Below are 14,851 nucleotides of genomic sequence, written 5' to 3'. Positions count from 1 at the left end.
CATGCCGCCGCGCGATATGGCCCTGGCCGCCAGGGCGGATGAACTGAGCAGGCGGCGGGAACCTTACGTCCGGGCCACCGTGGTCCGCGCCCAGCATCCGACCAGCGCCCGCGCGGGCGACACCGCGCTGGTGTTGGCCGGCGGCACCATCGAAGGGTTCGTGGGCGGGAACTGCGTGGAAGCTTCCGTGCGCGACTATGCCCTGCGGACCTTGGCCTCCGGCGAGCCGCTGCTGCTGCGGGTGATGCCGGACGAGCCGGTCCGGGACCAGGAGGAGGGTGCGGTCACCGTGGCGAATCCCTGCCTCAGCGGCGGCTCGGTGGAAATCTTCCTGCAGCCGCAACTGCCGGCGCCACGGATAGTGGTGGTGGGCGCGGGTCCGATAGCGCAGGCACTGTCCGCACTGGGATCGGTGCTGGGATTCGAGCCGGAACTGGTGGCCGGCAGCGCGGCGGAACCCCGGCCGGATGATGCGGCGCTCATCGTCGCCTCGCACGGCCGGGAGGAGGAAGCGGCCCTCACCGCGGCGCTGCGGGCCTCGGTCCCCTACGTGGCACTGGTGGCCAGCGAACGCCGCGGCAATGAGGTGCTCGCCTCGCTGGACGTGGACGAGGAACTCCGGTCCCGGGTGCACTGCCCGGCCGGACTGGCGCTGGGCGCCCGCACCCCGGAAGAAACGGCCCTGGCCATCCTCGCGGAGCTGGTCTCTGAACGCTCCGCAGCAGCCGCCGCTCCGACGGCGATGGCAGGCGCGGCCCGTCCGGAGGCTGGGGCGGACGGCGTCCGGCCGACTGGCGCGGCGGACGGCGTCGGGCCCGCGGCTGAATCAGGCGCGGCGGAGCCCGCCACCGCCCTGGACCCGGTCTGCGGCATGACGGTTCCGGCCATACACGCCACCCTGCATGTGGAACACGCCGGCAGCACCGTGTACTTCTGCTCCGCCGGCTGCCGCGCCGCGTTCCTCAAGGATCCGGAGCACTATGCCGTCGTCTCCTGAACACCGGATCGCCGGCCTGGTGCTCGCCGCCGGAGGATCCCGCAGGCTCGGCAGGCCCAAGCAGCTGCTGCCATACGGCCACGGCGTGCTCCTCGATGCTGTGCTCGGCACCGCCCGCGAGGCCGGCTTTGACCAGATCGTCCTGGCCCTGGGCGGAGCCGGCGATGCGGTGCGACGCTCCGTGGATACCAGCGGCTGCGATGTGGTGGACAACCCGGCCTACGCAGACGGCTGCTCCTCCTCGATTGCGGCGGCCATTCCGGCGCTGCACCCGCAGACCGAAACAGTGGTGCTGTTGCTCGGCGACCAGCCCGGAGTCACACCGGCCACGGTGCACACGCTGCTCGCCGCGCGGGGCGACGCGCCGCTGGCGGTGTGCCGTTACGACGACGGCGTGGGCCATCCGTTCGTGTTCCACCGCTCGATGTTCCCGCTGCTGGCCCAGCTGCACGGCGACAAGGCGGTGTGGAAGCTGCTGGAGCAACGCGCCGCCGACGTCGTCGAGGTCGCCATCCCGGGTCCGGTCCCGTTGGACGTGGACACCGAGGACGACTACCGGCAGGCCCTGGCAGCACTGCGGAGCACGCCATGACCTCGGCGGCGCGGACGGACGCGCAGGACGGCAGCCAGGCGGACGTCCGGAACCGCATTCCCGACGTGGAATCGCTGATCACGTCGCTGGACGCGGTGGACTACGTAGCCGACACCGGCCTGGCCACCGCACTGTTCCTGGCCCTGCGGCTCCCGCAGCCGATCCTGCTCGAAGGCGAAGCCGGGGTGGGCAAGACCGAAGCCGCCAAGGCGCTGGCCCAGGTGCTGGACACTCCCCTGTACCGGCTGCAGTGCTACGAGGGTATCGACGCCGGCGAGGCCTTGTACGAGTGGAACCACCAGCGCCAACTGCTGGGCATCCGGCTGGCCGAAGTGCAGCACAGCGAACTGGCCGAAACAGACCTCTTCGCCGAGAAATACCTGCTCCGCCGCCCGCTGCTGCAGGCCATCGAGCACCCGGGACCGCGGCCGGCCGTGCTGCTACTGGACGAAATCGACCGCGCGGACGCCGAGTTCGAAGCGTTCACCTTCGAACTGCTCGCCGAAGCGGCCGTCAGCGTCCCCGAGCTAGGGACCATCCGCGCCGTGCATCCGCCGATCATTGTCCTGACCTCCAACCGGACCCGCGACCTGCACGACGCGCTCACCCGCCGCTGCCTCTACCACTGGATCGACTATCCGAACCCTGGGCGGATCGCGGAGATCGTGCGGCGCCGGGTCCCGTCCAGCACCGAATCCATCGCGCTGCAGGCGGCGGCCGCCATCGCCCGGCTGCGGAGCTTGGACATGGTCAAGCCCCCTGGCATCGCCGAGGCCATCGACTGGGTGTCCGCGCTCAGCCTTCTGGGGGCGGACCGGCTGGACGCGGCGAGCGCCGAACGGACCTGGGGTGCGGTGCTCAAGAACCGGGATGACCTTGAGCTCATCGCCGCCCGCGGCGGCGCGTGGTTGGTCGGCAGCCATGACTGAGCGCGGCATGGTCGGCGTGGTGCCGTCTGCGGACACGGCGGCTTTTTGTGCCGGCATAACGACGGCGCTGCGCCGCGCCGGGGTGCCTACCTCGCCGGACCGCGCCGGCCGGCTGGCCGAAGCGCTGCGCCTGCTGCCGCCGGCCGACCGGACCACGCTGTACTGGGCCTGCCGGGTGGTGCTGGTTTCCGACCGCGAGCAGCTGCCGGTTTTCGACGCCGTGTTCGCCGCGGCCTTCGGCGGCGCCGCCGGCGGTCTGGTACCCGATCCGGCTGAACAACGCGGCGATCCGAACCACCCGCCGTGGTCGGGCCAAGGAGCCACCGAGCGGCCCACCGGCGCCAGCAGCCCCTCCGACCACCGCCCGGCGCCCGAGGCTGCCCTGCCGCCGGGCATGTTCCCGGGCCGGGACGGAGCCGGCTCCGGCGAGGGACCGCCGCGCGAGTCGGTGCTGTTGATGTCTTCGGGCCAGGAGCGGCTGCACCACACGTCCTTCGCGGAACTGACCGAGGAGGAGACCGCCGTCGTACGGCAACTGGTCCGCCGGATCGTGTTCTCCACTCCTGTCCGGGACAGCCGGCGGACCCGCCGCTCGGCCCGCAGCAGCTCCCGGCTGGATATCCGCCGCACCGCCCGGACCGCCCGCCGCAACGGCCCCGACGCCACCCGCCTGGTCTTTGCGCAGCGGCGGCCCAAGCCCCGCCGGCTGGTGCTGCTGTGCGATGTCTCCGGCTCCATGGAGTCCTACACGCGGGTCTTCCTCTCGCTGCTGCAGGGCGCGGCGGCCGGAGCCCGGGCGGAAGCCTTCGTCTTTTCCACCCGCCTGACCCGGCTCACCCGGCAGCTGGCCGTCCGCGACCCGGACACCGCGCTGGCCCGTGCCGCCGCCGAGGTCCGGGACTGGGCCGGCGGCACACGCCTAGCCGAAAGCCTGCACCGATTCATCGACGACTACGGCCGCCAGGGCATGGCCCGCGGCGCCGTGGTGGTAGTCATGTCGGACGGCTGGGCCCAAGACGATCCCGCCCAGGTCGCCGCGCAGATGCAGCGGCTGCGGCGGCTGGCGTATCGGATCATCTGGATCAATCCCCGTAAGGTGGCGGTAGATTACCAACCGCTGGCGGGCGGCATGGCGGCCGCCCTGCCTTACTGTGACGCGTTCGTCAGCGGCCACAGCTACACCGCTTTGTCGGAGGTGGCCGCGGCCATCCGCTCCGACCGCCACCAGGGCCCCGGCCCGCGGACCACCAACCAGTTCACCAGGCAAAGGACACGGTAATGCAGCTTGAACGCACGTTCTCCGTCACCGCACCGATCGGGACGGTCTGGGAAACCCTGATGGACTTCGACCGGGTGGCCGGGTGCATTCCGGGAGCGAAGATCCTGGAAAAGACCTCCGAGGACGAGTACCAGGTGGCCATGGTGGTGAAGCTCGGGCCGGTAACCATGCAGTACAAGGGCACGTTGTATGTGGTGGAGCGCGACGCCGCAGGCCGGCGGGCAACACTGCAGGGTAAGGCGCGCGAAACCCGGGGGCAGGGCGCCGCAGAGGCGACGGTGAGCATGCAGCTGTCCGAAGCCGGAGCTGCCACCGAGGCCAGCGTCAACGCCGATCTGACGCTGTCCGGCAAGGCGGCGGCCATGGGCAAAAGCGTGATCGGCAGCGTCACCGACCAGATGCTGGCCGTGTTCACCAAGAACCTGCAGGAGATGATCCTGGAACGGGAGGCCCCGACGCCCGACGCCGGTCCCGGCGCCGCGCCGCCGTCGTCCGCTGCCGGGGCTAAGCCCGGGTCCGCGGTCGAGACGGAGCCGGCCGCACCGCCGTCGTCCTCCTCCCCCGCACCTGCTTCGACGCAGGCGGGACAGCAGGGCGACAGCAGCCTGGACGGGCTCGCCGTGGCCAGGCAAGTGCTCGCCGACCAGCTGCGCAGTCCGGGCAAGGTGCTGGGCCTGGTGCTGGTTGCGGCCGCGCTGGCGCATCTGGCCGGCCGCCGCGCGGGGCGCCGGCAAGCGGTGGCCTTACTGCGCTCCGGAGGCGTGTAACCGTGCGGGACGTCTTGTCAAAGCTGCTGCCCGGCTGGGAGGCAGGAGAAACGGCGGGCCTGGCCACGGTGGTCCGCACCTTCAAGTCCGCGCCGCGTCCGCCGGGCGCGTCCATGGCGGTCACCGCCGGCGGGGAGGCCATCGGCTCGGTGTCGGGCGGCTGTGTGGAAGGCGCGGTGTACGAACTGGCCACCGAGGTGACCGCGAGCGGCCGGCCCGCGCTGGTGCGGTACGGCATTAGCGACGACGAGGCGTTCTCGGTGGGACTGACCTGCGGCGGAATCCTCGACGTCTTCGTGGAGCCGCTCTCCCGTGGCACCTTTCCTGGACTCGACTATGTGGCCGCCGATATCGCCGCTTCCCGTCCGGTGGGCATCGCCACGGTGATCGAGCACCCGGATCCGGCCTGGCTGGGGCGGCATTTGATCGTCCGTCCGGACGGCTTCGACGGCGACCTGGGAACCGAGCGCGTCAACCACGCCGTCGCGGACGACACCTTGGGGCTGCTGGCCGCAGGCCGGAATTCCACGCTGACCTATGGGCCCGACGGGCACCGGCGCGGCGAGGGGATGCGGATCTTTTTCGGCAGCTTCGCGCCACGGCCCCGGATGCTGGTCTTCGGCGCCATCGACTTCGCCGCGGCCCTGGCCCGGATGGGAACCTTCCTGGGGTACCAGGTCACTGTCTGTGATGCCCGGCCGGTCTTCGCCACCCGTGCGCGCTTCCCGGAGGCGGACGAGGTTGTGGTGCAGTGGCCGCACCAGTACCTGACCGAGCAGCTGCAGCAGGACCTGCTGGATGAGCGGACGGTCATTTGCGTGCTGACCCACGACCCAAAGTTCGACGTCCCGCTGCTGGAGGTTGCCCTGCGCGGGAGCAAGACCGCCTATGTGGGGGCGATGGGTTCACGGCGCACACACGACGACCGTCTGCAGCGGCTGCGCGAAGCGGGCCTCACCAGCGAGGAACTGTCCCGCCTGCACAGCCCGGTGGGGCTGGACCTGGGCGCACGTACCCCGGAGGAAACCGCGGTGTCCATCGCGGCCGAAATCATCGCCCGGCAATGGGGCGGCAGCGGCCAACCGCTGGGCGGACTCAGCGACCGGATCCACCACGACGAGGCGCATGAGCCTCAACCGCAAACCGGACCATCTCTGCAGCCCGGTCGGTCAGCCTGATCCCCTCGGGCCAGACGATCTTCACGTCCACCGGGCGGACCGCGGGCTCGATCGGCAGGGCCGTGAAGGGCCTGCCCTCATACGTGGCGTCACCGGCCGGGCGCTGCACCAGCACGGAATAGCCGATGCCGCGCCCCACCAGCGACCGGGTCAGTTCGAAGTCCGTGGTCCGGTACCGGATCTTGGGCACCACGGAAGCGTCCCGGAACACCGCCATGGTGTGATGGCTGCTGGGCGGGGCGTCCAGCAGGATCATCGGCTCGTCGGCAAGCTCCGCTAAGGCCACCGCTTCCTTGCCGGCCAACCGGTGGCCAGCGGGCAACAGGGCGTAGGCCTGCATGGTGTCCAGCTGCACCGATTCGAGCCCGGGCCGCAGGTCCATGTCATACACGATGGCCAGGTCCAGCTCACCGGCCACCAGCTTGTTTTGGACGGCGTCCTGGGTGCCTTCGACGAAATCCAGCTGCACCTTCGGGTGTTCGGCGGCGAAGAATTCAAGCAGCCCGGGCAGAATGGTCGGCGCCAACGTCAGGTAGCAGCCCACCACCAGCGGACCCGCCAGCTCTCCCCCGCCGCTGCTGGTGCTGAGCTCCAGTTCCTCGGCTTCGCGCAGGAAGGCGGCCGCCCGCGCATGCAGCTGCCGGCCCGCCGGGGTCAGGCTGACTCCGTGCGCCTTGCGGCGGACGGTCAACTGCGTGCCGAAGATCCGCTCGAGCTCTTTCACCGCCGCGGCCACCGCGGTCTGCGAGACATGCAGTTCGTCCGCAGCGGCGGCAATAGTGCCGGCGTCGGCCACCGCGAGGAAGTACGCCAGCTGCCGCAGGGTGTACCGAACCATGCAAAAGCTCCCGTCGCTTGTCGCACTACCAAAGATTTTCGGTGGATATTTCCATAAAATATGAACTTTACCGGCGGATATGTCTGCTGTCACACTCAGTCGAGACACACCTCACGCCGCCACGGTGAGAGGTAAGCCGGAATCCGGGATGCAGGTCCCGGCCGCTACACGCCAGGAGACCCAGCATGACCACCGCAGCTACCGAAGCCCACCCGGTTCCCACCGCGGATTGGGTCACCATCCCGGACCTCTACCGGAACCCGTATCCGATCTACCAGAAGATGCGCGCCGAGTCCCCGGTGCATTGGGTGCCCGCCGTCAACCGGTACATGGTCACCAGCTACCAAGCCTGCCATGTGATCGAACAGGACCAGGAGCGCTTTTCCGCCGACGAGACCAACTCGCTGATGAAGCGGGCCATGGGGCACTCGATGCTTCGGAAGGACGATCCGGAACACGACGTGGACCGGAAGTCCTACGGCAACGTGCTGCGGCCCAAGGCGATCAAAGAACATTGGAACGCCATCTTCCAGGCCAATAGCGACAAGTACCTGGCGCAGTTGAAGGCAGCCGGACCTGGCGCCGACTTCATCTGGGACTACGCCGCTCCCTACGCCGCGGAAAACCTGCGCCTGATCATGGGCTTCCACAACGCCAGCCAGGAAGACATGCAGCGCTGGTCGCAGACTATGATCGACGGCACCGGTAACTACGCCGACGACCCCGAGGTCTGGGCCAAGTCGGAACAGTCCTACAACGAAGTCGACGATGCGATCGACGAGATCCTGCCCTACCTGCGCAAGAACCCGGACTCCAGCCTGCTCTCCGGCATGACGTCGATGCCGATCCCGCTCGAAGCCATCCGGGCGAACATGAAGATGACCATCGGCGGCGGGCTGAACGAACCGCGCGACGTCCTGGGCACCACGGTGTGGGCGTTGCTGGACAACCCGGATCAGCTGGCCCAGGTGCTGGCCGACGAGACACTATACGCGCGGGCGTTTGAGGAGTCCGTGCGCTGGGTGGCCCCCATAGGCATGTACCCGCGGGAGGTGCGGCGCGACACCGTACTGGAAGGCGTGCAGCTGCCGGCCGGCGCCCGGCTTGGCATCGTGGTGGGCGCCGCAAACCGCGACCCGGCGGTCTTCGAGGATCCCGAGTCGTTCAACATCAACCGAGAGAAGAAGCCGCATCTGGCCTTCGGTGGCGGCAACCACTTCTGCGCCGGCGCCTGGGTGGCCCGGGCATCGGTGGCGCAGATCGCCATGCCGCAGGTCTTCCGCGAACTGCCGAACCTCCGCCTGGACCCGGACAACGCGCCGGTTGACGCCGGCTGGGTCTTCCGGGGCATGACCAAAATGCCGGTGCTCTGGGGCTGAGCCCTAGGCCTTCCTCCACCACCTCCCCCACTTCCCCGCCTACAGCAAGGACAATTCCCCCATGGCAAAGATCAGCTTCCACCACTCCGACGGCAATGTTGACGTCTTGGACGTCGACCCCGGCACTTCTCTGATGCGGGCCGCCGTCACGAACGGCGTCGACGGCATCGTCGGCGAATGCGGCGGCCAGGCCATGTGCGCCACCTGCCACGTTTACGTCCGGCCCGAATACCTCGACGGGCTGCCGGAAATCGGCGACGACGAAGAAGAAATGCTCGAGTGCACCGCCGGCCCCCGGGACGAGACCCGCAGCCGGCTCGGCTGCCAGATCACGGTTGGCGATGAAATCGAACAGATTGAGGTGGACGTCCCCGACGACCAGATTTGAGCCTTCCGCGACCGTCCTGGCTGCCAACTCGCGGCCCGGACACCACTTCGACGACATCGAAGTCGACCTCCCGACGAACAGAGCTGACCCGGCCGCCGCGGCCGGCTGGCCCGCCCCTTACCGAAAGGCCCTCCATGAACGCGATGACTGATCCTGAAAACGTGGTTGTTGTTGGCAACGGCCAGGCCGGCATCCAGTTGGTGGATTCGCTGCGCAAGGAAGGCTACACCGGCGCGATCACCTTGCTCGGCGAGGAACCGCACCACCCGTACCAGCGCCCGCCGCTGTCCAAGGACTACCTCGCCGCCGGCAAGGACCCGGTCCCGCTCCCCTTGCGCCCGGAAAAGTTCTTCACCACCAACGACGTCGATGCCCGCCTCGGCGTGCACGTCACCTCCATCGACCGGACCGCCAAGACCGTCACCCTCGACGACGGCACCACCGTGGCCTATTCCACACTGGTGCTGGCCACCGGCGCCGCCAACCGCGAACTTACCGTCCCCGGAGCCGGACTGGCCGGCATCCACGGCCTGCGCACCCTCACCGACGCCCAGGCCCTGCACGCCCGCCTCGACACGGTGCGCTCCGTCGTCGTCATCGGTGCCGGGTTCATCGGGCTGGAGTTCGCCGCCGCCGCCCGCGCCCGGGGCCTGGACGTCACCGTGCTCGAGTACGCCGACCGGCCGATGGGCCGCGCCCTGACCCCGGTCATGAGCGGCTTCTTCGCCGACGCCCACCAGCGCCTCGGCGTGACCCTCCGGCTGGGCGAAGGCATCGCTTCCTTCGACGGCGACAACACCGGGCACGTCACCGCCGCGGTGTCCACCACCGGGCTCCGCTACCCCGCTGACCTGGTGCTGGTCGGCGTCGGCGTCACCCCGCGCACCGAACTCGCGGCAGCCGCGGGCCTCGAGGTCGAGAACGGCATCGTGGTCGACGGGTCCCTGCGCACCTCCGACCCTGACATCTACGCCCTCGGCGACTGCGCGTCCTTCCCAACGTCCACGCCGGCACCCGAGCCCGGCTCGAATCCGTGCAGAACGCCACCGATCAGGCCCGCCACGCCGCCCACGCCATCCTCGGCGCAGAACCCGGCGGCGCGCCCGACTCCAAGCCCGGCACCGACTCCAAGCCCGGCGCCGGGTCCGGGGGCGCGTCCGGCGGCTACGCGGACCTGCCCTGGTTCTGGTCCAATCAGGGCCATCTGCGTCTGCAGATCGCCGGCCTGGTAGCCCCCGGCGACCAGACCGTGCTCCGCGGAAACCCGGCGGAGGAGAAGTTCTCCGTGTTCTGCTTCCGCAACGGGGTCTTGGCCGCGGTCGAATCAGTCAACCAGCCTGCCGACCACATGGCCGCCCGCCGCCTGCTCTCCGCCGGCCGCACCCTCACCCCCGTACAAGCGGCCGACCCGGACTTCGACCTCAAGGCCTACTCCAAACAACAACCCGCCACGGTGTAACGCGGAGACGGGCACAGCACGGCTTACCCGGGCCGCGGGAGCGGCACGGCCTAACGCGGACACGGGAGCCCCGCGCGGAAGTGCGTCACTCGGCTGCGCTGCCGCTGAGCGCCCGCACCGCATGGCCCAGCACTGCCTCCGCCCGCGGGCTGAGGACCATGGTGTCGGGCCAAATGGCGCACATCGTGGTTTGGGATACCGGTGGCGACAGCGGGCGGACCGCCACGTTCCTACCTTCAACGGTCACGGCCGGAGCTTCTGGCCGTGACATCAGCAGCGCGTAGCCCAATCCCCGGCCGACCAGCGCCTGCACCAGCACCACCTGCGGCATGGACGACACGATGCGCGGGCGAAGACCTCGATCGGCGAAGACCCGGTAGGTATTGGCGGTGCTGGGGCTCGACTCGTACATGATCAGTGGTTCGTCGGCCAGATCCACCAGATCCACCGTTGGCTTGGCGGCCAGCGGGTGGTCCGTGGGCAGCACCGCCTGCAACTCAGTCCGGTAGATCGTGCGTTGGTGATATCCGGCCGGGAGCTCCATGTCGTAGACCATGGCCAGATCCAGCTGGCCGGCGTCCAGCGCCGGGAGCAGGTTGTCATGGGAACCGACCGTGACGTCCACGCTGATGCCCGGATATTGTTCCGGCAGCTGGTCAAGCACCGAGGGCAGGACCGTGCTGGCAAAGCTCGCGAAACAGCCCAGCCGCACGGGACCCTTGAGCTCGCCGGCGGCGCCGGTCAGGTCATTGATGAGCGCGTCAGCATCGCGCAGCAGCAGCCGGGCACGCTGCGCAAAGAACTGCCCGGAAGGGGTCAGCTGCAGGCCTCGCGCCTTCCGTCGCACGCAGAGCTGTTCGCCGGCAGCCCGCTCCAGCGCCGTGATGGCTTGGGAGAGCGCGGATTCGGAGATGCGCAAGCTCGCTGCCGCGGAGCTCAGCGTCGAATGATCGGGCAGGGCCGCAAAGAGCTCGAGTTGCCGCAGCGTGAAATCCACCATGGTTCTTCAGTCCGATCAAAGATGTTTATCTGTTTTCTGAAGTTTACCTATGGAAGTAAGGCGTGTCACAATGAGTGATAAGTTCAATAGTTGCGCTCGTCACAGATGGCGAATCCCTTCTGCGCCGGCGAAACCTGAAACCGTTCACGGTCGGTTCCGGACACGGAACTGATCGGCGGCGACTGCCACCGGCGTCGTCGTCTCCCCTTCGCACTACCAGCACCATGCCGAGCTCCTCGGTGTGACCGTTCCTGAAGGAAATTATGAGCACTGCAGTATCAGGGCGCTCGACTGCCGCGAACCAGCGTCGCGTCGCCTTTGCCACCATCGTCGGCACCACCATTGAGTGGTACGACTTCTTCATCTACGCCACCGCGGCTGGCCTCGTGTTCGCGGAACTTTTCTTCAAGCCCGCAGGTGACTCCATCGGCCTCCTGCTGGCCTTCGCGTCCGTGGGAATCAGCTTCCTCTTCCGCCCGCTGGGCGCCTTCCTGGCTGGCCACTACGGCGACAAGATTGGCCGCCGCGCCATGCTGGTGCTCACGCTGATCCTGATGGGCGGCGCCACCACCCTGATCGGTTTCCTGCCCACCTACGCGACGGCGGGTGTGCTCGCCCCGATCCTGCTGCTGCTGCTCCGCATCCTGCAGGGTATGTCCGCGGGCGGCGAGTGGGGCGGCGCTGTGCTGATGGCTGTTGAGCATGCACCCCGTAACAAGCGCGGCCTTGCCGGTTCCTACCCGCAGATCGGCGTGCCGCTGGGCATGCTGCTGGCCTCGGGCGTCATGGCCCTGATGACCGGCGTGATCTCCCCCGGCCAGGCGTTCATCGAGTGGGGCTGGCGCGTACCGTTCCTGCTGAGCGTCGTGCTGATCGTTGTCGGCTACGTGGTTCGCAGGACCGTCGAGGAAAGCCCGGTCTTCCAGGAGATTGCCGAGGCCAAGCAGCAGCGTAGCGTTCCCGTGGTCGAGCTCTTCAAGAAGCACTGGCTGCTGGTCATCCTGGCCGCCATGGTCTTCGCGGGTAATAACGCGGCAGGCTACATGACCACCGGCGGCTACATCACCAACTACGCCACCAACCCGAACGGCCCCATCGGGCTGGACCGCACCCCGGTGCTGCTGGCTATCACGGCCGCAGCCGCCGTGTGGCTGGTCTTCACGCTCGTGGGTGGAATTGTCTCCGACGCGATCGGGCGAAAGAAGACCTACCTGATCGGTTACGGCGCGCTGGCGCTGACGGTGTTCCCGCTGTTCTGGCTGGTCAATACCGGCAGCATCTGGATGCTGCTGCTGGGCTTGGTCCTCTTCAGCGTCGGCCTCGGCCTGACGTACGGCCCGCAGTCGTCCTGGTACAGCGAGATCTTCCCCGCCTCCATCCGGTTCTCCGGGGTGTCCATCTCCTACGCGCTCGGCGCTATCATCGGCGGCGCCTTTGCCCCCACCATCGCCGCCGCGCTGGTGCAGGCCACCGGCACCACCACCTCGGTCTCGGTCTACCTGCTGGTCATGATCGTGATCTCCGTGACCGGCGTGGCGCTCCTCCGCGACCGCAAGGGCATCGACCTGAGCATCAAGAACCAGGCCGAACAGGAAGTCGGAGCCACCATCATGGACAAGCGGCGCGGCGTATCCACCGACGACGCCGTCAAGGCCAGCGTCTAAGCAGACAGACCGCGCTGACCCAGCGCTGCTAGTCAACGAATGAAGCGGGTGCCCTGCCGAAAGCAATTCCGGCAGGGCACCCGCTCTTTTGTCCGCTCTGCTATCCGCGTCTGCAGGACAGGGCGCTGATGTCTCCACGCGCGTAACGCCCGCGCAGCACGCCCTCGGCACCCTGACCGGCGTCGTACTGGTGCTTCCGACACCAGGGCTGAAGGTTAGGCGGCGTCCTCCTGGCGCCAGCCGCGTGCACAAAGCGCCACCGCGATCTTCTCGACAGCCCGTCTGGCGCCGTTGGCCATATGCCGCTTGGAGATCCGCACTTCATCCCAGCCCGCGGCCCGGGCGCGCTCTTCCCGTGCAATGTCGCGGGCGATTTGGTCTGCGTTGCCATGGCTTTCGCCCTCGTACTCAATCGCGATACGGTACGCAGGCAGCGACAGGTCAGGGGAATGCAGAATGTCGCCGTCGTGGTTCCTGATGGGCTTGTTCACCGCTGGTTCCGGCAAGCCGGCCCGGATCATCGCCAAACGCAGCCTTGTCTCCGGCGGCGAATCAGCTCCCACACGCGAGAGTGCCAGCGCCTCGAGGGCATTTCGCAGACCGCTCTTCCCCTTGTGCAGGGACAACAAGGCGTGAAGTTCTTCCTTGGTAGCGAAAGGATCGAGCCGGCCTTCGAATTCAGGCCGAGGTGGGCGGATCAGGTGATCGATGATAACCACCAAATCATCGAGGCCGAGCCTCCCAGCCAGATCCAGCCAGGTGCGGGCCCGGGTGGTAAGGAAAACCCCGTCCACGACGGTGACCTCTCCGGACAGGATGCGCGAACGGTGGCCAATTACCCCGGCCCGCTGCATGCGTCCGCCGCCGCTAGGGCGCGAGATGTGCAGACGCCGGTCAAACGGACGGCGTTCCGGTTCCGGGAAGTTCCATAGAAGGGCCGCAGTGTCATGGGAAGCAGCGCAGCTGCCACTCATCCGGGTCAAGGGCCTGACACGCGCCGCTAAATCGGGGTCTGCCTCCCGGTGCATTCGTACACCACGGCTGACGCGGACCAGCGTCGTGCTGTTGAGCTGCGTCCTGGTCAGCCCCGCTCTGAAAGCGTCCTCGAAGGTGAAGGCTGATTTCTGCAGGTGTGCTGGCAGCCGAGGAGGCCGACCGCGCAGTTTCCCGGCTGACCCACCAGCTCTCCGGCTCTGACCTGCTCCGCTAGCTATCGGTGCCTCTTCTTGGCCATTGCCGTTGGATTCGTAGGACATACCGCATTATCTGAAAAAGATGTCGGAGGCGCAGGAGTTCTCCACAGGTGGCATCCGGTGGAGAGAACATGGGATAACGGGCAGCCTTTTATCCACGTTTCTCTCCACCGGACGGTGAACGGCCCAAAGCGCTGGCTCTGGACGCACCGTGCAGTCATGCAGGAGGGCCGCACCCGCGATTTAAGGCGGGTACGGCCCTCCTCGGCGCTAAGCCTTGCCGGGGGCTTAGCGCGCCTGGCGTTCGGCGGCTTCCACCACGTTGGCCAGCAGCATGGCGCGGGTCATCGGGCCGACGCCGCCGGGATTGGGCGAGAGCCAGCTGGCCACGTTGCGGGCTTCGGGCTCCACATCGCCGGTCACCCGGGCCTTGCCGTCTTCGTCCTCGACCCGGCTCACTCCCACGTCCAGCACCACGGCACCGGGTTTGAGGTCGACCGCCTTGATCATGTGCGGCATCCCTGCGGCGGCAATGACGACGTCGGCCTCCCGCAGTTCCGCGGCCAGATCCAGGGTTCCGGTGTGGGCCAGGACCACCGTTGCGTTGATCGTCTTGCGGGTCAGCAGCAGCCCCAGCGGACGGCCCACGGTGACGCCGCGGCCCACCACCAGCACGCGCTTGCCGGCCAGTTCGATGTCATGGCGCAGCAGCAACTCCACGCAGCCGTGCGGGGTGCAAGGCAGCGGCGAGTCCAGCGGCCCGCCCACGTTAAGCACCAGCCGGCCCAGGTTCGTCGGGTGCAGCCCGTCGGCGTCCTTGGCCGGATCGATCTTCTCCAGGATGCGGTTGGTGTCGATGTGCTTGGGCAGCGGCAACTGCACAATGTAGCCGGTGCAGGCCGGATCCGCGTTCAGCTCGTCGAGGACCGCTTCCAGTTCCTCCTGCGAGATGGTGTCCGGCAGGTCGCGGCGGATGGACTCGATGCCCACCTCGGCGCAGTCCTTGTGCTTGCCGCCCACATACCACTTGCTGCCCGGGTCGTCCCCGACCAGCACGGTGCCCAGGCCGGGCACGACGCCCTTGGCCTTCAGCGCCGAGACCCGCTCGGTGAGTTCGCTCTTGATCTGCGCGGCGGTCGCCTTGCCGTCCAGCACGCGCGACGTCGGCGGGGTTGAGTACAGGTTCAT

15 protein-coding genes are annotated in these 14,851 nt (G+C 68.3%); 11 read left to right on the top strand and 4 right to left on the bottom strand.

Annotated elements, in window-relative coordinates; translation table 11 throughout:
* Nucleotide 1: 1 nt before the first annotated feature.
* The 6 genes from AC5RWT_RS12265 to AC5RWT_RS12240 are packed head-to-tail and all read left to right on the top strand — an operon-like array spanning nt 2 to nt 5,742.
* Entirely contained in the window at nt 2-997 is a 996-nt protein-coding gene (locus tag AC5RWT_RS12265; protein ID WP_494080445.1) for an XdhC family protein, read from the top strand.
* Nucleotides 981-1,589 carry a nucleotidyltransferase family protein gene (locus tag AC5RWT_RS12260; protein ID WP_494080444.1) on the top strand — a complete coding sequence of 203 codons (609 nt, stop codon included), beginning with the start codon at nt 981-983 and terminating at the stop codon, nt 1,587-1,589. Before AC5RWT_RS12265 ends, AC5RWT_RS12260 begins: the two co-directional genes overlap by 17 nt.
* Complete coding sequence (locus AC5RWT_RS12255) at nt 1,586-2,518, top strand: AAA family ATPase (RefSeq protein ID WP_494080443.1); 933 nt, start codon at nt 1,586-1,588, stop codon at nt 2,516-2,518. The genes AC5RWT_RS12260 and AC5RWT_RS12255 overlap by 4 nt, the downstream gene beginning before the upstream one ends.
* Nucleotides 2,511-3,797, top strand: a complete 1,287-nt coding sequence (locus AC5RWT_RS12250; protein ID WP_494080442.1) for a vWA domain-containing protein — start codon at nt 2,511-2,513, stop codon at nt 3,795-3,797. Before AC5RWT_RS12255 ends, AC5RWT_RS12250 begins: the two co-directional genes overlap by 8 nt.
* Nucleotides 3,797-4,564 carry an SRPBCC family protein gene (locus AC5RWT_RS12245; protein WP_494080441.1) on the top strand — a complete coding sequence of 256 codons (768 nt, stop codon included), beginning with the start codon at nt 3,797-3,799 and terminating at the stop codon, nt 4,562-4,564. Before AC5RWT_RS12250 ends, AC5RWT_RS12245 begins: the two co-directional genes overlap by 1 nt.
* 2 nt (nt 4,565-4,566) lie before the next feature.
* A complete protein-coding gene (locus AC5RWT_RS12240; protein WP_494080440.1) occupies nt 4,567-5,742 on the top strand; it encodes an XdhC family protein in 1,176 nt (391 codons plus the stop codon).
* On the opposite strand, the gene AC5RWT_RS12235 is transcribed toward AC5RWT_RS12240, so the two are convergent.
* Complete coding sequence (locus AC5RWT_RS12235) at nt 5,660-6,580, bottom strand: LysR substrate-binding domain-containing protein (RefSeq protein WP_494080439.1); 921 nt, start codon at nt 6,578-6,580, stop codon at nt 5,660-5,662. The two genes, AC5RWT_RS12240 and AC5RWT_RS12235, sit on opposite strands and share 83 nt — an antisense overlap.
* A gap of 185 nt (nt 6,581-6,765) precedes the next feature.
* Here AC5RWT_RS12235 and AC5RWT_RS12230 point away from each other — a divergent pair, with 185 nt between their 5' ends.
* The 4 genes from AC5RWT_RS12230 to AC5RWT_RS12215 all read left to right on the top strand — a co-directional run bounded on the left by AC5RWT_RS12230 (nt 6,766) and on the right by AC5RWT_RS12215 (nt 9,806).
* Nucleotides 6,766-7,959, top strand: coding sequence for a cytochrome P450 (locus tag AC5RWT_RS12230; protein WP_494080438.1), 1,194 nt, complete (start codon nt 6,766-6,768; stop codon nt 7,957-7,959).
* Nucleotides 7,960-8,020: 61 nt separating this feature from the next.
* Nucleotides 8,021-8,347: a 2Fe-2S iron-sulfur cluster-binding protein gene (locus tag AC5RWT_RS12225; protein WP_494080437.1), complete on the top strand. Its 327-nt coding sequence runs from the start codon at nt 8,021-8,023 to the stop codon at nt 8,345-8,347.
* Nucleotides 8,348-8,490: 143 nt separating this feature from the next.
* Complete coding sequence (locus AC5RWT_RS12220; protein ID WP_494080436.1) at nt 8,491-9,579, top strand: NAD(P)/FAD-dependent oxidoreductase; 1,089 nt, start codon at nt 8,491-8,493, stop codon at nt 9,577-9,579.
* The gene (locus tag AC5RWT_RS12215) at nt 9,522-9,806 is read left to right on the top strand and encodes an oxidoreductase C-terminal domain-containing protein (RefSeq protein ID WP_494080467.1); all 285 of its coding nucleotides are present in this window, start codon (nt 9,522-9,524) and stop codon (nt 9,804-9,806) included. Before AC5RWT_RS12220 ends, AC5RWT_RS12215 begins: the two co-directional genes overlap by 58 nt.
* An 85-nt stretch (nt 9,807-9,891) precedes the next feature.
* Here AC5RWT_RS12215 and AC5RWT_RS12210 read toward each other — a convergent pair whose 3' ends face one another.
* Nucleotides 9,892-10,806, bottom strand: coding sequence for a LysR substrate-binding domain-containing protein (locus AC5RWT_RS12210; RefSeq protein ID WP_494044557.1), 915 nt, complete (start codon nt 10,804-10,806; stop codon nt 9,892-9,894).
* A gap of 263 nt (nt 10,807-11,069) precedes the next feature.
* Between AC5RWT_RS12210 and AC5RWT_RS12205 the strand changes: the two genes are divergently transcribed.
* Nucleotides 11,070-12,470, top strand: a complete 1,401-nt coding sequence (locus AC5RWT_RS12205) for an MFS transporter (protein ID WP_494080435.1) — start codon at nt 11,070-11,072, stop codon at nt 12,468-12,470.
* 215 nt (nt 12,471-12,685) lie between these two features.
* On the opposite strand, the gene AC5RWT_RS12200 is transcribed toward AC5RWT_RS12205, so the two are convergent.
* Complete coding sequence (locus AC5RWT_RS12200) at nt 12,686-13,324, bottom strand: endonuclease domain-containing protein (protein ID WP_494080434.1); 639 nt, start codon at nt 13,322-13,324, stop codon at nt 12,686-12,688.
* Nucleotides 13,325-13,951: 627 nt separating this feature from the next.
* The gene (locus AC5RWT_RS12195; RefSeq protein WP_494080433.1) at nt 13,952-14,851 is read right to left on the bottom strand and encodes a bifunctional methylenetetrahydrofolate dehydrogenase/methenyltetrahydrofolate cyclohydrolase; all 900 of its coding nucleotides are present in this window, start codon (nt 14,849-14,851) and stop codon (nt 13,952-13,954) included.

The organism is Arthrobacter sp. Dra40, assembly GCF_059091905.1.
The sequence above is the reverse complement of the archived record's forward strand: the minus strand, read 5'-3'. Positions and strand labels throughout refer to the sequence as shown.